The organism is Arthrobacter sp. TE26545 (assembly GCF_056279005.1).
The window spans coordinates 1,487,335-1,505,374 of record NZ_JBWBQM010000001.1 but is presented as its reverse complement, the minus strand read 5'-3'; the positions used below and the strand labels follow the sequence as shown (position 1 = coordinate 1,505,374).

The window sequence follows — 18,040 nt, the reverse complement described above, 5'->3', positions numbered from 1 at the left end:
CGCCCGGATCGCGTGCGTGGCGGACTGGCTTACTTGGCGAACTGGGGGAACCGGGCCGGGGTTCCCGTGGATGGCGGAACGTTGTAGGTGCGCAGCACCTGGCCCAGGACCGAGCGCAGGACCGGCCCGTTGGTGATGCCGTAGATGTTGCCCTTCGGGCGCTGCACCACTACTTCGACGATGAACCGCGGGTTGTCCATCGGGGCCATGGCCACCATCGAGGCCGTGTAGCCGTCGAAGCCGGGAAGCCCGTCCTCGCGCGGGGCCTGGGAGGTGCCGGTCTTGGCGCCTACCCGGTAACCGTCAACGGCGGCCTCCTTGATCTGGCCTTCAGTGACGTTGCTCTCAAGGATGTCGCGGACCTTCTTCGCCGTCTCCTTGCTGACGATCCGCCGGGATTCCTTGGCAGGGACCTTCTCTTCTTTTCCGTCCGGGGTGATGTAGCTGTCGATCAGGCGGGGCTGGAGCATGACGCCGTCGTTGGCGACGCTCTGGTAGGCCCGGACTGTCTGCAGTGTGGACTGCGAAACACCCTGGCCGAACAACACCGTGTACTGCTGGCGGTTGTCCCACTGATCCGGTTTGGCAAGAATGCCCTTGGCCTCCGAAGGCAGTCCGATGTCGGGGGCCTCTCCGATGCCGAACTTCTTCAGCCAGTCGTAGCGCTGCTGCTTGCTCAGCCGACTGCCGACCATCACCGTGCCGGTGTTCATGGACCAGCCCAGGATGCCTGCGAGCGTCCGCTTTTCGGTGCCGTGGTCGAAGGCATCGGTGAAGGTCTCACCGTCGATCGTATAGGCCGGCGGAATCGTGAAGGTGTCCAGCGGGCTGGCCTTGCCTTCTTCGATCGCTGCTGAGGCGGTGATCATCTTCTCCACCGAACCGGGCTCGTAGGCCGCGGTCACCGATCGCACGCCCCGGTCCTCGGGGGCAACCCCGCCGGGGTTGTTCGGGTCAGGGGCGTTGGTATCGGCCATGACGATGATGTTGCCGGTCTTGACGTCCATCACCACGATCGATCCCCACTGTGCGCTGAGGTTGTTGACCTGGCTCTGGATGGCCTGCTGCGCAAAGTATTGCAGGTCCGTGTTGAGCGTCAGTTTCACGTCCTTGCCGTCGACGGCGGGGGTCAGTTCGTCAGTGGCGACCGGAATGCGGAGGCCGTCGGCGCCGATCTCGAAGACGCGCTTGCCTGGGGTCCCACGCAGTGCTTCGTCCTGGGTCTGCTCGATGCCTGCCTGGCCGGTGGTGCCGTCCTGGAGGAAGCCGATGACGCCCCCGGCCACGCTGCCGTTCGGGTAGACGCGCTTGGAGATGGCCTTGGAGACCACCCCCGGAATGGACAGCTTCGAGATGGCGTCCTCAAGATCGGGTTTCACTTCCCGGGCGAGCACGACGTAGGGCTTGTCCCCCGTCAGGGCAGTGGTCAGGGCCGCCGGGTCGGTTCCGAGCGCTGAGGCAAGGTCCTTGATGCCCTGCTCACGGCTGACAGTCTCCGCCTCTGCGGTGGCGCTGTTGTAGCGCCCGAATTCGGGAGTGTTGGTGTTGACCCTCTGGTCCGCGACGATGTCGTAGCGGATCACGCTGCTGGCGAGCACCGTGCCGTTGGCGTCAAGGATCTGGCCGCGCTCGGCCGGGAGCTCGACAGGTGTCAGCCGCTTGTTGATGCCGGCTTCGGCCATGCCGCCCACGTCCAGTCCCTGAACGAGGAAGAGTTTGCCGCCCACCACCAGCAGCAGGGTGAGCATCAGGCCAAGGCCCACCCGCAGCCGCCGCTTGGCCGTTGACGCCTTCTTCGTTTTCGATTTCCCGGAGTTCTGCGCCACGTCGGTTCCTTGCTGCTTGCCTTGCTGTCGGTTCGGCTGGAGGCTTACTGCCCGGGCACCTTCTGCTGGGGAGCCGGCACCGAACCCCCGTTGAGGTTCACGGCCGGAGCCGTCGGCTCGGCCTTCTTCTCCGGCTTTGCCTTGGCGTCGGCCTTTGCATTCTTTGCCTCAGCTTTCGCGTCGGCGGCGGACGGGGCGTGGCTCTCCAATGGTTCCTTGGTGCTGGCCGGGGGGACTACATCAAGCTGGCCGGTGATCGCTGGGGGCGCGATAACGGCGCCCTGGCTGAGCCCCTTGAGTGCCGGCGTCGCGGTGCCCGTGATCGCAAGCGTCTCCAGGTTGATCTGGCCCTTGGCAGTGGAAGCAACCATTCCCAATTGTGCAGCCTTCGCGGCCAGATTCTGGGGAGCCTCGAACGCTTGGCGTTGCTGTGTCAGTTCCTGGTTTTGCTTGGTCAAAGTAGCGTCCTGGGCCTTCAGCTGGACCAGGTTGTACTGCGCCGTGGACACCGAGATGTTGAGCACGAGGACGGTGAGCAACGCCGCCGCCAACACGCCGAAGCAGAAGACGAAGAAGGGCACCCGGCGCTTGCCGGGGGTGCTGTGCACCACGGAGAGCGGCGTCCGGACTTTGCGGCCGGTGTCGGGCGAACGCAGCGGCAGGGAGCGCGCCGTGTTGCCCACGGTGGACGGCGTTGCCTTGGCAGCAGCGGTGCTCATGCGTTTCTCCTTGCTTTGATTCGTTCGACGGCCCGCAGCCGGGCCGAGGCAGCCCGGGGGTTTTCGGCGATTTCTTCCGCGGTGGGCACCTCGGTGCCCTTGGTCAGTGTTTTCAGTTCGGGTTTGTGTTCCTCAAGTTCCACGGGGAAGCCCAGCGGCGCCGAGGACTTGGACCGCTTCTGGAAAACCGACTTGACGATCTTGTCCTCGAGCGAGTGGTAGGACATCACCACCACCCGCCCGCCGAGGGCAATGGAATCGACGGCGGCGGGAATGGCCCGTTCCAGGACATCGAGTTCCTCGTTGACCTCGATGCGCAGCGCCTGGAAGGTGCGCTTCGCCGGATGGCCGCCCGACTTGGCGGCCGCTGCCGGCACCACGCTGCGGATCTGTTCGACGAGTTCCCCGGTGGTGGCGAAGGGCTTCTCCGCGCGGGCCGTGACGATGCGGTTGGCGATCCGGCCGGCGAACTTCTCCTCACCCCACTTCCGGATGATCCGGACGAGTTCCTCTTCGGAGTAGTTGTTGACCACGTCGGCAGCGGTCTGGCCGCGGCTGGTGTCCATCCGCATGTCCAAGGGAGCGTCGTAGGAGTACGCGAAGCCGCGTTCGCGTTCGTCCAGCTGCAGGGAGGAGACGCCGAGGTCCATGAGGATCCCATGCACTTCGGAGATGCCAAGGTCCTCGAGGACCTCTTCGATCTCGTCGTAGACGGCGTGGACGAGGTCGGTCCGCTTCTCGAAAGGCTTGAGCCGCTCCCCGGCGAGTGCCAGGGCTTCCTCATCGCGGTCGATCCCCACCAGATGCAGGTCAGGGAAACGCTGGAGCATGGCTTCGGAGTGGCCACCCATGCCGAGGGTCGCGTCGATGACCACCGGGGTCTCCCCGCGGCTGCGGGCGGCTTCGAATCCGGGTGCCAGCAGATTGATGCACCGGTCTTTCAGGACCGGCACATGGCGCTCAGAGGTCGGCTTCGGCGTGTCCTGCCCGTCCATACGGCCTCCTCGGGTTTCGTTCACTGGCTCTTAAATGCTTCTTGGGCCGGATCCCCATCCGCGCCTATCACTGCGTCCGCCTGGCTCCGGGGAAGGTGAGCCAGGTTGGCGAAGCAATGGGCGGCTGGAGATCCCGTCCAAGAAGCGGGTCCTGCCCGTCGCCTAGATGAATCCGTCTAGATGAATCCGGGAAGGTTGTCGTCGTCGGTTTCCGAGAAGGCGGCTTCCTTCTCGGTGAGGTACTCGTCCCAAGCCTGGGCATCCCAGATCTCGGCCCGGGTGCCGGCGCCGATGACCGCCAGTTCCCGGTCGAGTCCTGCGTAGGCCCGGAGCGCCGGCGGAATCGTCACCCGCCCCTGCTTGTCAGGTACCTCGTCAGAGGCTCCCGACAGGAAAACCCGGATGTAGTCACGAGCCTGCTTGGAGGAGATGGGGGCCTCCCGCATGGACTCGTGGATACGTTCGAATTCCCGCTGACTGAAGACGTAGATGCAGCGCTCCTGCCCCCTGGTGAGGACCAGACCGTCTGCCAGTTCCTCGCGGAACTTGGCGGGGAGGATGATCCGTCCCTTCTCATCAAGACGCGGCGAATGCGTGCCCAGAAACACTGGCCCACCGCCTGTCTGTGAAAAGGTGCCGTATCTGCCCCACTCCGCCACTACCCTCTTACGTCCTCCACTTTACTCCACAAGCCTCCACAGTCAACGCACTCGCGGGCGTTTCGGCTCCACCCGCCGCGGATCTTGCCGCAGAAAGCCGGGAAATAAGGGCGTGGTGGGAAGTGGAGGAATGTGTGCGCCAGTGGCGGGCAGCGGCAATGCGCGGCGCCGGAAGGAGCGCTTAAATGGAAAAAGACCCGTCAAGCGGGTCTTTTTTCTTCCGATACACGGCCAATGGTGCGAAGTGGAGGATTCCGGGGAGCCGTCCGCCGCGCTCAACTAGTCGTCGCCGCGGCGCCGTTCGTCCCATCGCTCTTCGAGGTTGTTCATGAAGGAGCTCTTCGGCTTGCCGGACTTGCGCGACTTGAGTTTGCCGCCGGAGATCCTGCGGAGCGTGGCGAAATAGACGCCGGCGCCCATGACGATGAACCCTAGGACACCCAGGAAGATGTTCTGGAGTGAGACACCAACCAACAAGAGCAGAACACCGGCGATGGTGCCAAGGACTCCCATAATGATGTGCCGGGTAGACCAGGCACGGATGGGATCCGACCCCATTGAATTGGCGAACTTCGGATCGTCCTCATGCAGTTGCTTCTCAAGTTGCTCGAGAAGCCTCTGTTCGTGCTCCGAGAGGGGCATCGCGACCTCCTTGTAATCGGCCAGGCTCGTAACCGGCCAGGGTCCAGATAGGCGGCACCCACCGCCTCTGTTTCCCTAAACGGACCGGCCTGAAAAAGGGTTCCCAGTCCCTGTCCATGGAACCAGACGCGATGAGGCACTTTGTCCAGACGATCTAATTCTGTGTATTTCTAGGATAGTTTGTCGCGCACAGTTCTGAAAGACGCTCCAAGCGTGCAGAACGGGCTTTCCCGCGCTACCGCGACCCGTCCGGCCCTTTTTCGGAGCCCGGCTTAAGCAGCCTGGCCGGAAGCACCGTTTTTCCGCCGAATTTCCGGCTCACTTGGTCAAGCGCCTGCTCCGCCGAACGCCAGTTGTCGTCCCGCCTGTCCAGGCTCAGCTGCAGCGCGGCACCATCGGCGGACTCAAGCTGTTCCAGCCTTACCCCGATGAGGCGGACGCTCATGGGGCGGGCGCCCAACGAGGCGAGCAGCTGAGAGGCCACTTGGTACACGATCTGGGCGCTGTCCACCGGAGCATTGACCGTCTTGCTCCGGGTGACCGTGGAGAAGTCCGCATAGCGAAGCTTCAGTGCAACCGTCCGCGCCAGCATCCCGCTGGCCCGCAGTCTTGTGGCCGTGCGATGCGAGAGCCGCAGGAGCTCCCTGTGGAGAAGCTCGTCATCGAAAGTGTCGACGGCGAAGGTCTCTTCCGCTCCAATGCTCTTCTCCAGCCGGACAGGGGTCACCGGGCGGGGATCAAGTCCCATGGACAGCCTATGGACATGTTCCCCCGATGCCCCGAGGATCTTCCGGAGGGCCGCAGGCGGTGTCGCGGCGACGTCTGCAACGGTGCGGATTCCGAGCCTGGCCAACACTTCGGCGGTCTTGGCGCCTACGCCCCACAGCGCCTTCACCGGCAGGCTGTGTAGGTATTCCACTGTGCGGTCCGCTTCGATCAACAGCAGCCCGTCCGGCTTGCAGCGTGTTGAGGCGATCTTCGCCACGAACTTGTTGGCGGCGATCCCGACCGAGGCGGTGATGCCAAGTTCTTCGGACACCCTGCGCCTGATCAGTTTGGCGATCCCGATGGGCGGTCCGAGCCGCCGGATGGCTCCCCCTACATCAAGGAATGCCTCGTCGACGCTGAGCGGCTCCACCAGATCGGTGATCGATTCGAAGATCCGCATCAGTTCCGCCGACACTTCGTAATAGAGGTGATGGCGGGGCTCGAGGATGACCGCTGTAGGACACAAGCGCATGGCGACGGCCATGGGCATGGCGGATTTCACACCGACGCCGCGCGCCTCATAGGACGCAGACAGCACCACCGAGCGTTCGGAAGGGAAGCCGACGATCACCGGCTTGCCCCGCAGCTCCGGGCGCGAGCGCAATTCGACGGAAACGAAAAACGCATCCATATCGACATGCAGGATGCTGGTGCGCCGGAGCTCCTTCAGCGTTGCCGGGTCAATAGGCCCGACGGCGCCACCTAAACCTCCGTCTGTTCTCACGGGAAAATCCTATGCCCGGCAGCAAGACGGGTCCGAGGGCGCCGACTGCGCGGCGAAATCCGGCAAGTGCCCGAACGCTAAACTGTAGGAGCATCCGGCACCGTCTCCCCCAGGAGGAATACCCTGTGAAGTTCTATCGAAAGCACCAACGCATAGCGATGGCTGCTTGCGCTGCCGGCGTTGCCCTGGCCGCTACCGCGTGCGGCGCCCCTTCGACTTCAGGTTCCGCTTCGTCCTCCCCGGCAAGCCAAGCGCAGTCGGTGCCGGCGTCTTCTCCTGCCCCCGAATCGGCTTCCCCGGTTCCGGGAGCGGCGGCCGCCGTCGCGTCACTCGCGCCGGGCTTCCCGCAAAAGCTGATCCCGCTCATGCCCAAGGCGAGCATCAAGTCCAGCAGCGTCGACAAGAACTCCTCCCCTGTCTCGGCAGCGCTGGTGGGCACCATCACCGCTCCGGCGTCGGCGGTCTTCGGTTTCTACACCCCGGCACTTTCCGCGCAGGGCTTCAAGGCCGTTCCCGGGGACAATGTTGGCGGCACCAAGTCCAAGGACTTCATCCGGGCCAACGGCGAGACCGCCAACATCTCGGTAGTCGAGGAGGCCGGCGTTTCCACTTTCACCGTCGGCGCCAACGTTGCGGCAGGGTGGCTGAAGTGACGGCAGCACAACTCGCAGCCGAACAGGGCCGTTTCATCACGGACGTCGCAGCTGGACTCAACAGCTTCCTGGCCGGGCAGGAAACCGTCATGGCGGGCATCTCCCCGGACGTCGCCCCGCTCATGGATTCGATCTCGAAGCTGGTGACCGGCGGGAAACGACTTCGGGCCCTCATGGCCTACTGGGGATGGCGGGGGGCCGGCGGTGACGCGGCGCACCCGGACATCGTCAATGCCGGCTGTGCCCTGGAACTGTTCCAGGCCGCCGCGCTGATCCACGACGACATCATCGACCGCTCGGACACCCGCCGCGGCGGTCCCAGCGTGCACCGGCGTTTCAGCCAGCTCCACCAGGCCGAAGGCTGGGCCCTGGACGAGGAACGTTTCGGCCACGCTGCGGCAATTCTGACCGGCGACCTGTGCCTGTCCTTCAGCGAAGAGGCCTTCACCGGCATCGGTCCGCGCGCGGCGTCGGGAACTCCCGCGCGGCACATCTTCAACCTGATGCGGGCCGAAGTCATGGCCGGGCAGTACCTGGACATCCTTGAAGAAGTGGCCGGACCCGTGCGTGACCGTGCAGGCGCAGTGAAAAGGGCCACCTCCATCATCCGCTTCAAGTCGGCGAAGTACTCCACCGAGCACCCGCTGGGCCTTGGCGGTGCGCTGGCCGGCGCGGACGAGGCCCTGCTCGCCGGCTATTCGGCATTCGCGCTTCCCCTGGGTGAAGCCTTCCAATTGCGTGATGACGTCCTGGGCGTCTTCGGCGATCCCGAAACCACCGGCAAACCTGCCGGCGATGACCTGCGCGAGGGCAAGCGGACTGTCCTGGTCGGTTTCGCGATCAACCAAAGCGAGCCGGCGATTTCCGCCTACCTTGATGCCACACTCGGCCGGCAGGACCTGGCCGAGGACGAAGTCGGGAAGATCCGGCAGATCATGGTCGATTGCGGCGCACTTGCCGCCACCGAGGCCATGATCGACGAACTGAGCGGCCAGGCCTTCGAGGCCCTCGAACGGCTTCCCCTTGCGGAGCTTCCGATGTCCGCGCTCCGCGGCCTCGCCGAAGCCGCAGTGAGCCGGGCCGCCTGAACCGTCGCGGCGAACTGCGGGCGAGGACAATCAACGCAAGGACCGTTAAACAGAAGGACGACGGCGGCAGGTTACCTGCCGCCGTCGTCCTCTGTTTAGGGGGCTACCAGGCCAGGGACTGGGCGCGGCGCCTGATCTCGGTTTTACGGCCTTCGCGCAGGGCGTCCACAGGGCGGCCGCGCAGGGACTCGTCCGGGGTGAAAAGCCAGACAATGAGCTCCTCATCGGTGTAGCCGGCATCGCCGAGCACCGCGACGGTGCCCTTCAGGCTGTCCAGCACATGGCCGTCCTGGATGAAAAGGGCGGGGACGCTTCGGATCTTCCGCTCGCCCACCCGCAGCGCCACCAATGCGCGCTCATCCAGGAGTCCATGGACCTTCGTAATGGGAACATCCAGGATTTCGGCAACATCGGGCAGCGGCAGCCATTCGGAAACGAGGCTTTCTACAGTACTCACGGAAATAAGGTTGCCACGCCCCGGCCCGCTTCGCCTAGCCGGAGACCGTCCCGTTTTCTGTTGCCTGCCGCAGCCTGAATGTGCCAATGAACAGCTGTTTTCTTGTGCCTGTCCCGAATATGTGAGAGATTCACTTTGATCACAATTGCATCTTTTTGCACATTAGTAACACTGGTATCACTGGCAGCAGCGTTCCGCGAAGGCCGCAGCTGAGATGAGGATTTCCTATGACGACCCCACGCTCGTCCAAGAAGACAACAAGCATGCCCATGCTTGCGGCCACCACAGCAGCGTTGCCCGCCGTCGTGCTCTCATCGCTGGCCTTGGCGCAGCCGGCGACTGCCGCCGCATCCGCGTCCCAGCCGCAGCGCATTCCCGCCACGCTCGCCGCAGCCATCAAAGCGCAGGCCGCACAGGCTTCCAGTGCCGTCATCCCGGCGGCGTCCGTTCCCGCGGCCCTTCCTGCGGCCCTGCGGGCCCAGGGCGCGGTTCCCGCCAGCTACACGGTGAAGCCGGGCGACACCATCAGCGGCATCGCCGCGCGCCACGGGCTGAACACCGGCTCCGTGCTGAAGCTCAACCGGCTTTCCCCCACGTCGATCATCTATCCCGGCCAGCGCGTCAAGCTCAGCGCTTCGTCCGCGGCACCGGTATCACGCCCCGCTGCGCCGGCCGCTGCCCCCACTGGAACGTACACGGTGAAGCCGGGCGACACCCTGAGCGGCATCGCCGAACGCCACGGCGTCGGCCTGTCAAAGGTGTTCGCCTGGAACGGACTGAACGGCGCCTCCATCATCTACCCCGGCCAGAAGATCAAGATCGGTGCTGCCGCTGCCGCAACGCCCGCCGCCCCGCGTCCGGCCGCCCCGGCGCAGTCGGCCCCGGGCTCGTACACCATCAAGGCTGGCGACACCCTCGGCGGGATCGCCTACCGGCACAAGGTCTCGCTGTCCGAGCTGCTTTCGGCCAACCGGCTCAAGGCCAGCACCATCATCTACCCCGGGCAGAAACTGGCCATTCCCGGCGCTTCCACGCTCCAGCCGGCGTCGAGTTCCAAGCCACTGGTCCCGAGTTCCTTCCTCGGCTACACGTACCCGGCCGCCGTTGTCAGTTCCGCGAACAAGAACAAGGCGATCCTGGAGGCTTCTCCAGTTCCCACCCGCGAGCAGATGAAGAACATCGTGGCGGACACCGCACGGCGCATGGGCGTCAACCCTTCGCTGGCGATGGCCTTCGCCTACCAGGAGTCCGGCTTCAACCAGCGCGCTGTCTCCCCCGCCAACGCCATCGGCACCATGCAGGTCATTCCGTCCTCGGGCGAATGGGCGTCCGAGCTGGTGGGCCGCAAGCTCAACCTCCTCGACCCTTACGACAACGCAACCGCCGGTGTGGCGATCATCCGTGCGCTGGTCAGCACCAGCAAGACCCTTGACCTGGCGATCGCCGGTTACTACCAGGGCCAGTACTCCGTCAGCAAGCACGGCATGTACGCGGACACCAAGCAGTATGTGGCCTCGGTCAAGGCGCTGATGAAGCAGTTCTAGGACGCCTGGCAACCCACGCCACGGGCCCGGATCGGATGGACGATTCGGGCCCGTTGTCTTTGCTCACTTAGGATCGTAGGGTGCAGGAACAAGTCTCGGACCACTTTCTCGGCTCCCTCGTGGATAGCCGCTACCTCGTGCGCGCCCGCCTCGCCGGCGGCGGAATGTCCACCGTGTACCTGGCCACCGACGAGCGGCTGGACCGCGATGTCGCGCTGAAAGTCCTCCACCCGCATCTGGCGAACGACGCCAGTTTCCTGGAGCGCCTGCGCCGCGAGGCCCGTGCGGCGGCCAGCCTGTCCCACCCCCATGTGGTGGGCGTGCTCGACCAAGGCCAGGACGGCCACACGGCGTACCTTGTCATGGAGTACATCAAGGGCCACACGCTCCGTGACGTCCTCCAGGAAAAAGGCGCCCTCTCCCCGCGCCTGGCACTGGCCCTGATCGACCCGGTCATCGAAGGCCTCGCTGCCGCCCACGCCGCCGGCCTCATCCACCGTGATGTGAAACCGGAAAACGTGTTGATCGCCGACGACGGCCGTATCAAGGTGGGCGACTTCGGCCTGGCCCGTGCGGTCACCGCGGCCACCAGCACGGGATCGCTGATCGGGACCGTCGCCTATCTGGCCCCAGAGCTCGTGCTGGGCCAGGCGGCCGACGCGCGCAGCGACATCTACTCGGCCGGCGTCATGCTCTACGAAATGCTCACCGGAACCCAGCCGTATTCCGGCGAAGTTCCCATCCAGGTGGCCTACCAGCACGTCAATACCGAGCTGCCGGCGCCCTCGGCCGCCGCACCGGGCCTGGCATCGGACCTCGATGAACTCGTCCAGTGGTGCACCGCGAAGGACCCCGAGCAACGCCCCGTCGACGGCGGCGCCCTCCTTTCCGAGCTGCGGCACATCCGTACAACGCTCAGCAATGAACAGCTGGACTTCATGCCGCCTGCGGCCCTCGAGGCCGCGGCACGGTCGGAGCATCCGCCCGTGGCGCCGTCCGACGCCCACACCGAACTCCTGGAGCGCACCGGCCTGCACGAAGACAATGCGGCTCAGACCGAAATCATCTCGTCAGCCCAGCATGCCACCTCCGTCTTGCCGCAGGCGGCGGGCCTTTCCGCCGCGGCCTTCCCGACGGCGGTTCTGCCGCCGGCCGGCGCGCTCCCCGGCGGTGCCGGGCAGGACGACGCACCGCCGGCGCTTTCGCCGCGTCAAGAGAAGCGGGCAGCGCGCCAGGCCGAAAAGGACCGCGCCCGGGCGGCCGCCACCCCGTCCCGCAGACTTCGGGAGGGCAATCCCCGGCGCCGCGCCGTCGTCTGGACCCTGTTCATACTGCTCCTGGCCATCCTGGCCGGAACCGCCGGCTGGTTCTTCGGCATGGGCCCCGGTTCTCCGGGAACCATTCCTCCGCTCAAGAACAAGCCCGCACAGGAAGCCCAGCAGCTTTTGCGCACCGCAGGCTTCCAGTCCAACGCCCAGGACGTCTTCGACGACGAAGTGAAGTCCGGCTACACCGTGGGCACCGACCCCGCGGCAGGGACTGAGATCCGCAAGTTCCAGCAGGTCACGCTGTTCGTGTCCAAGGGACCGCAACTGTTTCCGCTGGTGGGCCTGGGCGGATTGAACCTGGCGCAGGCCAAGGATGCACTGGCCGGCGCCGAGATGACACTGGGCCAGGTCTCGGAAAAGTATGACGAACAGGCACCCGCCGGGACCATCCTGTCGCAGGCGCCGGCCAAGGACACGCCCGTGCGCCACGGAACCGCCGTGTCCCTGGTGGTATCCAAGGGCCCGCAACCGCTCCCGGTTCCGGATGTCCGCGGCATGGACCAGGCCTCGGCCGTGAAGGCGATCAACGATGCCGGACTGAAGGCGAAGATCGCCGCCGAGGAGGTCTTCGACAAGAAAGCCCCCGCCGGCTCGGTGATCCGCCAGTCGCCGTCGGACGGCACACTGAACCGCGGCGGCACTGTGATCCTGACCCTGTCCAAGGGGCCCCGGCTCATCGAGGTCCCCAATTTCGTCGGCAAGCAGGCCAAACAGGCCGAAAGGGAGCTGAAGAAACTCGGCTTCGAGGTGGAGATCGAGAACCTCTACGGCGGCTTTTTCGGGACCGTCCGGGAGCAGGACCCCGTCGACACCATGGCCCCGGAAGGGTCCACCGTTACCCTCCGCGTGGTCTAGCCCCCGGGTTCCGCGAGCGAACAGCTGAGGCCCCAAACCCGGCGGGTTTGGGGCCTCACGTGTACGTTCGCGCTAGTGCTTGGCGAGAGCCCCGGCGACCAGGAATGCCATTTCGAGGGACTGCATGTGGTTCAGCCGCGGGTCGCAGACGGACTCGTAGCGGTCGGCGAAGGCGTCCTCGTCGATCGGGTCCGATCCGCCGAGGCACTCGGCGACGTCGTCGCCGGTCATCTCCATGTGCAAGCCGCCCGGCACCGTGCCCAGCGCCTGGTGCACCTCGAAGAAGCCACGGACTTCGTCGATCACGTCGTCGAAGCGGCGCGTCTTGTAGCCGTTCTGCGAGGTGACCGTGTTGCCGTGCATGGGGTCGGTGACCCACAGTACCTGCGCGCCGGAAGCGGTAACGCGTTCGACGACGGCTGGCAGCTTCTCGCGGATGTTCTTCGCACCCATGCGGGTGATGAACGTCAGGCGGCCGGGTTCGCGGTTCGGGTCCAGCTTGTCGATGAGGCGCAGCGCGTCGTCGCCGGTGGTGCCCGGGCCGAGCTTCACACCGATCGGGTTGCGAACGCGGGACAGGAAGTCCACGTGGGCGTGATCGAGTTCGCGGGTACGCTCGCCGATCCAGAGGAAGTGGCTGGAGGTGTCGTACGGCAGGCCGGTGCGGGAGTCGATGCGGGTGAGCGCGCGCTCGTAGTCCAGCAGCAGGGCCTCGTGGCTGGCGAAGAATTCGACGCGCTTGAGGGCTTCGAAGTCGGCGCCACAGGAGTCCATGAAGCGGATGGCACGGTCGATGTCCCGGGCCAGCGATTCGTAGCGGGCGTGGGCCGGGTTCTCGGTGAAGCCCTTGTTCCACTGGTGCACCAGGCGCAGGTCGGCGAAACCGCCCTGCGTGAAGGCACGGATCAGGTTCAGGGTGGACGCCGAGGTGTGGTACGCCTTCAGCATGCGGCCGGCGTCGTGCGCGCGGGATTCCGGGGTGAAGTCGTAGCCGTTGACGATGTCTCCGCGGTACGCCGGGAGGGTGACGCCGTCGCGGGTTTCATCGTTGGAGGAGCGCGGCTTTGCGAACTGGCCGGCCATGCGGCCCATCTTGATGACGGGCATCGCGGCGCCGTACGTCAGCACCACGGCCATCTGCAGGATGGTCCTGACGCGGGCGCTGATCTTGTCTGCGGTGGCACCCTCGAAGGTTTCGGCACAGTCGCCGCCCTGGAGCAGGAAGGCACGGCCCTGGGCGGCAGCGGCAAGGCGTTCGCGCAGGACGTCGACTTCGCCGGCGAACACCAGCGGAGGCAGTACCGAGAGCTCCTTGACGGAGGCGTCGAAGACCTCCCTGTCCGACCAGGTGGGCTGCTGCGAGATGGGCAGCTGGCGCCAGTCATCCAGGCCCGGATAGTCAGCGGCGCCGCTTTGCGCCGTGCTCGTCATGGGGCCGGTCATGGAGGGTGCGGGAATAAGCTCAGTCACCCTACAAGACTAGTGGGAGGCCGCCCGCTTTGGGGACACGGCAGCCGTAACCCTCACGGGCGGCGGCGTCACACTTTTCCGCCGGCTCCGCCGCCGTCGTCATGGCCGCCAAGCCGGGCTTTCACGTCGGCCGCGTATTCGTCCACGTACTCCTGTCCGGAGAGCCGCATGATCTCGTACATGATCCGGTCCGTGACTGTGCGCTGGACGGTCCGGTCTTCTTCGCTGCCGTAGTGCCCGCTGAAGTCCAGGGGTTGTCCGATGATCATGCCGATGCGCCGGATGTTCGGTATCCGTTTGCCGATGGGCTGCACCTTTTCGGTCCCGATCATCGCCACGGGAATCACGGGAACGCGGGTCTGCAGCGCCAACTTCGCCACCCCGGCCTTGCCCCGGTACAGGCGGGCGTCGGGGCTGCGGGTGCCTTCCGGGTAGATGCCCAGCAGTCCGCCGCCCTGCAGCACGTCCTTTCCGGCCTGCAGGGATGCCTCGGAGGCCGCTCCGCCCGAACGGTCCATGGGCAGCTGCTTGGTGAGCCGGAAGAACAAAGCGGTGAGCCTTCCCTTGAGGCCGGTGCCGGTGAAGTACTCGGACTTGGCCAGGAAGATCACCGGGCGGCGCACCATCAACGGCAGGAAAATCGAGTCAGAAAACGACAGATGGTTCGAAGCGAGGATGGCTGCGCCTTCAGCCGGAATGTTGTCCAGCCCCTTGATCCATGGGCGGAACAGCAGTTTGAGGATGGGACCGATAAAGATCCGCTTCATGACCCAATAGAACACCGTGGTTCCTCCCCGGGCGGCATATGAATATGGCCGGACGCGTCCGCTCGGCGCTCAATTGCCACCCTACTCCTGTGTGAATTATCCGGAACAGTGACACGATGGACACATGACGGAAAGCAGCGTCCCGGACAGCCCCCGGCCCTTCCGGTATGCCGGCCACGGGGAGAACGCGCGCACCGGAATCGCCCTCTGCCATGGATTCACCGGCAGCCCGCTCAGCATCATGCCGTGGGCCGAACACCTCGCCGCCCACGGCTTCGCCGTCACCGTCCCGCTCCTGCCCGGGCACGGAACGCACTGGCGGGACCTGGCCAGGACGTCGTGGAGGGACTGGTACGGGACGTTCGAGGAAAGCTACCTGGAGCTGGCCGGCCGGACCTCCCGCTGCTTCGTGGCGGGGCTGTCCATGGGCGGTGCCGTGGCCCTGCGCGCCGCAGCCCGGCACCCGGTGGCGGGGGTCGCCGTCGTGAATCCCGGACTGAGCTTCTACGACCGGCGCGTCCGGTACATCGGCGCCCTCAAGCACGTCATGCGCACCACGGCACCGATCGAGGAAGAAAACCCGACTTCGGCCCCCACCGACGACGGCGACTACTCCCGCACGCCGCTGGCGGCGGTCCACGAACTCAAGAAGCTGTTCCGCTCCACCTCCCGCTCGCTTCCATCCATCACGGCACCGGCGCTGGTGTTCAAATCCGCGCAGGACGCCGTAGTGCCACCGAGTTCCCTGGCGATGATCAGCAAACGCATCGGGAGCAAGGACCTGCGCGTCGTGCCCCTGCCGCACAGCGGGCACGTGGCGACGCTGGACCTCGACGCGCCGCTGATCCTCGAAGAATCCGCCGCCTTTTTCCTGCAGCACGCCACAGACAGAGTAGCCTCGGAGCCATCATGAACAATCTCCCCGATTTCTCGCCGTTCACGAGCAGCTTCACCGGCTCCGGTCCCAGCGTCGGGGTGGTGATGAGCCACGGATTCACGGGCAGCCCGCACAGCATGCGTCCCTGGGCGCGGTACCTCGCCGAGGAAGGCTTCGCCGTCCGGCTGCCGCTGCTTCCCGGCCACGGCACCAGCTGGCAGGACATGGCCACCCGGCACTGGCAGGAGTGGCACAACGCCGTGGATGCCGCCTACCTTGAACTTCAGGCCGAATGCGACTACGTATTCGCCGCGGGACTCTCCATGGGCGGCGCACTGGCACTGCGGATCGGGGCCACCCGGCCGGTCGCCGGAACGATCGTGATCAATCCGGGCCTGGTGATTGACGACCCCCGCGCCGCCGTGGTGGGCATCCTCAAGCATGTCCTCAAGACCACGCCGGCCATCGCCAACGACATCCGCAAACCCGGCATGGACGAGGGTGCCTACCCCCGCACCCCCGTGGCCGCGGCGCACGAGCTGAAGAAGATGTACAAGGACACCATGGCGCTGCTCCCCCGGATTTCCGCACCCGTGCGGGTGTTCCGCTCCTCCGTCGACCATGTGGTCTCCGACGCCAGCATCCGGCAACTGCGGCGCCTCGTCACGGCACCCGTGGAACTGACCGTCCTGGAGAACAGCTACCACGTGGCCACACTCGACAACGACGCCCCGGGAATCTTCCAGGCCTCCGCGGAGTTCATCCGGAAGACCGTTGCCGAACTGACCACGGAGGACACCGGCCCCGCGCTGGAAGACTCCGGACCCGAAGGACGCCACCCATGAACAGGCCGGGGCCCGATTCCGCGGACCAGAGCGCAAACAAGGACGACGACGCCGTTTGGCTCGACCTCGTGGCCAGGCTCGAAGCCATGCCGGACGAAGATCTGGACACTCATGACGACGTTCCGGGCGCGGCGGACCGGAGTCCCCGAACCGGCAGCTTCAGCGACTACGACCCACTGGGGCTCTCCCGCGCCCTTTCGGACGCGACGGATCCCGGCGACGCCTTGCCCGGCAGCGGGCCGCGCGACTACGAGGCGGTCGATGACGACGGGGGCTTCGTCCCGGAGGAACCGCCTAGCCTGGCCGGCACCGAGCCCCTGACCATGCTGGCCTGGGTGGGCGCCGTGGGCGGCCCCCTGGCGCTGCTGTTCACTGCGATGTTCTGGCGTTCGGCACCCCTGCCGGCGATCCTCGGGATGGTAGTGGCGTTCCTTGCTTCCGTGGTCTACCTCATCATGCGGCTCCCCCGCGAGAAGGACGACTACGACGACGGCGCCCGCGTCTAGGGCGCCGTCGTTTCGGCTGCCTAGCCCTGCAGCCTGCCGCTGACCCGCGACAGGTCGGCCGCGCCGATCATCCCCGCCCGGGGGCCGAGTTCGGCAAGCTTGATCGCTGCCGGCGGGCGGAATCCGCGGCCGGTGAGGTTCCTCGCGAACGCCTGCCGCGCCGGACCCACCAACAGTTCGCCGGCGTCGCACAGGCCACCACCGATCACAAAGGTCCCCGGGTCGAGCGCGGCCGCGAGGTTGGCCAGGCCCAGGCCCAGCCATTGCCCTACTTCCTCCAACAGTTCCTTGGACGCCGGATCACCGGACTTCGCCAGCTGGGAAACGGTCAGCCCGGTGATGTCGTCGACCACCCCGCCGCTGGCCTTCAGCAGTTCGTAGGCCAGCGGGGATTTCCGGCGCGCAAGTTCCCGGGCTTCCCGGCCCAGGGCGTTTCCCGACGCGTATTGTTCCCAGCAGCCCCGGTTGCCGCATTCACAGCGGTGCCCGCCGGGAACGGCCACCTGGTGGCCGAACTCCCCCGCAACCCCGAAGCGCCCCCTTTCCAGCCGTCCGTCCATCACCATGGCGCCCCCGATGCCCGTGCCCAGCGTGATGCACACCAGGCGGCTCTCACCGCGCCCGGCACCGAAGCGCCATTCCGCCCAGGCTGCGGCGTCGGCGTCATTGGTCAGGAGGACGGGCCGGCGCAGGAGCTTCTGCAGGTTGTCCCGCAACGGTTCATTGCGCCAGGCGAGGTGCGGGCTGAACAGCACAGTGCCGCCGTCGAGATCCATCCAACCGGCCGCACCGATGCCCAGGGAGGCAATCCGGTGATGCTCGCCGAGTTCCTGGACAAGTTCCACGATGACGCTCTCCACGGCGCGCGGATCGCTGCCCGGCGTCGCCCGGCGCCGCTCCTCCAGGATCCGTCCCTCGGCGTCGACGACGCCGGCGGCCACCTTGGTGCCGCCGATGTCGATTCCGATCGCCAGGCCACGCCGGCCCAGCCGGGAGTGTCCGGCGGACGCGGCAACCTTGCCCTCCGCCCCGGGGGCCCAGTGGACGGCACCCTGCCGCAGCGGACCGCGACGGCGGGCTGCAGCGGAGGCGGGCCAGGGTGCCTTGCGTGCCGTGGCGCCGGCCGGCGGTGTGGTTCTCAGCATCCCGCCATCCTATTCCCGGGCCGGGGCACCCGGAGGGATCAGGCGGCACGGAAGCAACACTTCGAAATGCCCTCGCATTGGCGGATTTCCGGGCTTCACCGTAAAGTTACTCGCCAGTAGGTGAACTCCGACACACCCCCAACAGCGGGCGTATTAGAGTTAGAGCAGCCCT

17 protein-coding genes are annotated in these 18,040 nt (G+C 66.2%); 7 read left to right on the top strand and 10 right to left on the bottom strand.

Going from position 1 to position 18,040, the window contains the following annotated elements:
* Positions 1–29 precede the first annotated feature (29 nt).
* From ACZ9CK_RS06685 to dinB, 6 genes are all read right to left on the bottom strand, one after another.
* Positions 30–1,826, bottom strand: coding sequence for a peptidoglycan D,D-transpeptidase FtsI family protein (locus ACZ9CK_RS06685; protein WP_426302990.1), 1,797 nt, complete (start codon positions 1,824–1,826; stop codon positions 30–32).
* Positions 1,827–1,870: 44 nt separating this feature from the next.
* A complete protein-coding gene (gene ftsL / locus ACZ9CK_RS06680) occupies positions 1,871–2,545 on the bottom strand; it encodes a cell division protein FtsL (RefSeq protein WP_476049571.1) in 675 nt (224 codons plus the stop codon).
* Positions 2,542–3,540 (bottom strand): 16S rRNA (cytosine(1402)-N(4))-methyltransferase RsmH, encoded by a 999-nt coding sequence (rsmH, locus tag ACZ9CK_RS06675; protein ID WP_426302988.1) that lies wholly within the window; start codon positions 3,538–3,540, stop codon positions 2,542–2,544. The genes ftsL and rsmH overlap by 4 nt, the downstream gene beginning before the upstream one ends.
* Positions 3,541–3,716: 176 nt before the next feature.
* Positions 3,717–4,148, bottom strand: coding sequence for a division/cell wall cluster transcriptional repressor MraZ (gene mraZ / locus ACZ9CK_RS06670; protein WP_426302987.1), 432 nt, complete (start codon positions 4,146–4,148; stop codon positions 3,717–3,719).
* A gap of 330 nt (positions 4,149–4,478) precedes the next feature.
* Positions 4,479–4,841, bottom strand: a complete 363-nt coding sequence (locus ACZ9CK_RS06665) for a DUF3040 domain-containing protein (protein WP_426302986.1) — start codon at positions 4,839–4,841, stop codon at positions 4,479–4,481.
* 235 nt (positions 4,842–5,076) lie between these two features.
* Positions 5,077–6,294: a DNA polymerase IV gene (gene dinB, locus ACZ9CK_RS06660; RefSeq protein ID WP_476050870.1), complete on the bottom strand. Its 1,218-nt coding sequence runs from the start codon at positions 6,292–6,294 to the stop codon at positions 5,077–5,079.
* 164 nt (positions 6,295–6,458) lie between these two features.
* Here dinB and ACZ9CK_RS06655 point away from each other — a divergent pair, with 164 nt between their 5' ends.
* Both ACZ9CK_RS06655 and ACZ9CK_RS06650 read left to right on the top strand, forming a co-directional pair.
* A complete protein-coding gene (locus tag ACZ9CK_RS06655) occupies positions 6,459–6,986 on the top strand; it encodes a hypothetical protein (RefSeq protein WP_476049570.1) in 528 nt (175 codons plus the stop codon).
* Positions 6,983–8,074 (top strand): polyprenyl synthetase family protein, encoded by a 1,092-nt coding sequence (locus ACZ9CK_RS06650; protein WP_476049569.1) that lies wholly within the window; start codon positions 6,983–6,985, stop codon positions 8,072–8,074. The genes ACZ9CK_RS06655 and ACZ9CK_RS06650 overlap by 4 nt, the downstream gene beginning before the upstream one ends.
* 103 nt (positions 8,075–8,177) lie before the next feature.
* On the opposite strand, the gene ACZ9CK_RS06645 is transcribed toward ACZ9CK_RS06650, so the two are convergent.
* Positions 8,178–8,531 carry an Rv2175c family DNA-binding protein gene (locus tag ACZ9CK_RS06645; protein WP_115787285.1) on the bottom strand — a complete coding sequence of 118 codons (354 nt, stop codon included), beginning with the start codon at positions 8,529–8,531 and terminating at the stop codon, positions 8,178–8,180.
* A 227-nt stretch (positions 8,532–8,758) separates the two neighbouring features.
* On the opposite strand from ACZ9CK_RS06645, the gene ACZ9CK_RS06640 reads away from it, so the two are divergent.
* Together ACZ9CK_RS06640 and pknB are read left to right on the top strand one after the other, a co-directional pair.
* Positions 8,759–10,075, top strand: a complete 1,317-nt coding sequence (locus ACZ9CK_RS06640) for a lytic transglycosylase (RefSeq protein WP_476049568.1) — start codon at positions 8,759–8,761, stop codon at positions 10,073–10,075.
* Between the two features lie 80 nt (positions 10,076–10,155).
* A complete protein-coding gene (pknB, locus tag ACZ9CK_RS06635; RefSeq protein WP_476049567.1) occupies positions 10,156–12,258 on the top strand; it encodes a Stk1 family PASTA domain-containing Ser/Thr kinase in 2,103 nt (700 codons plus the stop codon).
* Between the two features lie 72 nt (positions 12,259–12,330).
* Here the strand turns inward: pknB and ACZ9CK_RS06630 are convergent, their stop codons facing one another.
* Both ACZ9CK_RS06630 and ACZ9CK_RS06625 read right to left on the bottom strand, forming a co-directional pair.
* The gene (locus tag ACZ9CK_RS06630) at positions 12,331–13,701 is read right to left on the bottom strand and encodes a class II 3-deoxy-7-phosphoheptulonate synthase (RefSeq protein WP_426303428.1); all 1,371 of its coding nucleotides are present in this window, start codon (positions 13,699–13,701) and stop codon (positions 12,331–12,333) included.
* Between the two features lie 95 nt (positions 13,702–13,796).
* Positions 13,797–14,510 (bottom strand): lysophospholipid acyltransferase family protein, encoded by a 714-nt coding sequence (locus ACZ9CK_RS06625; RefSeq protein ID WP_426302980.1) that lies wholly within the window; start codon positions 14,508–14,510, stop codon positions 13,797–13,799.
* Positions 14,511–14,619: 109 nt separating this feature from the next.
* Between ACZ9CK_RS06625 and ACZ9CK_RS06620 the strand changes: the two genes are divergently transcribed.
* From ACZ9CK_RS06620 to ACZ9CK_RS06610, 3 genes are read left to right on the top strand one after another with little or no spacing between them, the layout of a single operon-like run.
* Positions 14,620–15,408 (top strand): alpha/beta hydrolase, encoded by a 789-nt coding sequence (locus ACZ9CK_RS06620; protein ID WP_426302979.1) that lies wholly within the window; start codon positions 14,620–14,622, stop codon positions 15,406–15,408.
* Positions 15,405–16,217: an alpha/beta hydrolase gene (locus tag ACZ9CK_RS06615; RefSeq protein WP_426302978.1), complete on the top strand. Its 813-nt coding sequence runs from the start codon at positions 15,405–15,407 to the stop codon at positions 16,215–16,217. Before ACZ9CK_RS06620 ends, ACZ9CK_RS06615 begins: the two co-directional genes overlap by 4 nt.
* Positions 16,214–16,723: a hypothetical protein gene (locus ACZ9CK_RS06610; protein ID WP_426302977.1), complete on the top strand. Its 510-nt coding sequence runs from the start codon at positions 16,214–16,216 to the stop codon at positions 16,721–16,723. Before ACZ9CK_RS06615 ends, ACZ9CK_RS06610 begins: the two co-directional genes overlap by 4 nt.
* 20 nt (positions 16,724–16,743) lie before the next feature.
* Here ACZ9CK_RS06610 and ACZ9CK_RS06605 read toward each other — a convergent pair whose 3' ends face one another.
* The gene (locus tag ACZ9CK_RS06605; RefSeq protein WP_426302976.1) at positions 16,744–17,868 is read right to left on the bottom strand and encodes an ROK family glucokinase; all 1,125 of its coding nucleotides are present in this window, start codon (positions 17,866–17,868) and stop codon (positions 16,744–16,746) included.
* Positions 17,869–18,040 lie beyond the last annotated feature (172 nt).

What these genes read in the sequence shown, in the direction of transcription:
- ftsL (WP_476049571.1), bottom strand. Translation starts at nt 2,545, where the DNA reads ATGAGCACCGCTGCTGCCAAGGCAACGCCGTCCACCGTGGGCAACACG.
- rsmH (WP_426302988.1), bottom strand. Translation starts at nt 3,540, where the DNA reads ATGGACGGGCAGGACACGCCGAAGCCGACCTCTGAGCGCCATGTGCCG.
- ACZ9CK_RS06665 (WP_426302986.1), bottom strand. Translation starts at nt 4,841, where the DNA reads ATGCCCCTCTCGGAGCACGAACAGAGGCTTCTCGAGCAACTTGAGAAG.
- ACZ9CK_RS06640 (WP_476049568.1), top strand. Translation starts at nt 8,759, where the DNA reads ATGACGACCCCACGCTCGTCCAAGAAGACAACAAGCATGCCCATGCTT.
- ACZ9CK_RS06630 (WP_426303428.1), bottom strand. Translation starts at nt 13,701, where the DNA reads ATGACCGGCCCCATGACGAGCACGGCGCAAAGCGGCGCCGCTGACTAT.
- ACZ9CK_RS06620 (WP_426302979.1), top strand. Translation starts at nt 14,620, where the DNA reads ATGACGGAAAGCAGCGTCCCGGACAGCCCCCGGCCCTTCCGGTATGCC.
- ACZ9CK_RS06615 (WP_426302978.1), top strand. Translation starts at nt 15,405, where the DNA reads ATGAACAATCTCCCCGATTTCTCGCCGTTCACGAGCAGCTTCACCGGC.
- ACZ9CK_RS06610 (WP_426302977.1), top strand. Translation starts at nt 16,214, where the DNA reads ATGAACAGGCCGGGGCCCGATTCCGCGGACCAGAGCGCAAACAAGGAC.
- ACZ9CK_RS06605 (WP_426302976.1), bottom strand. Translation starts at nt 17,868, where the DNA reads ATGCTGAGAACCACACCGCCGGCCGGCGCCACGGCACGCAAGGCACCC.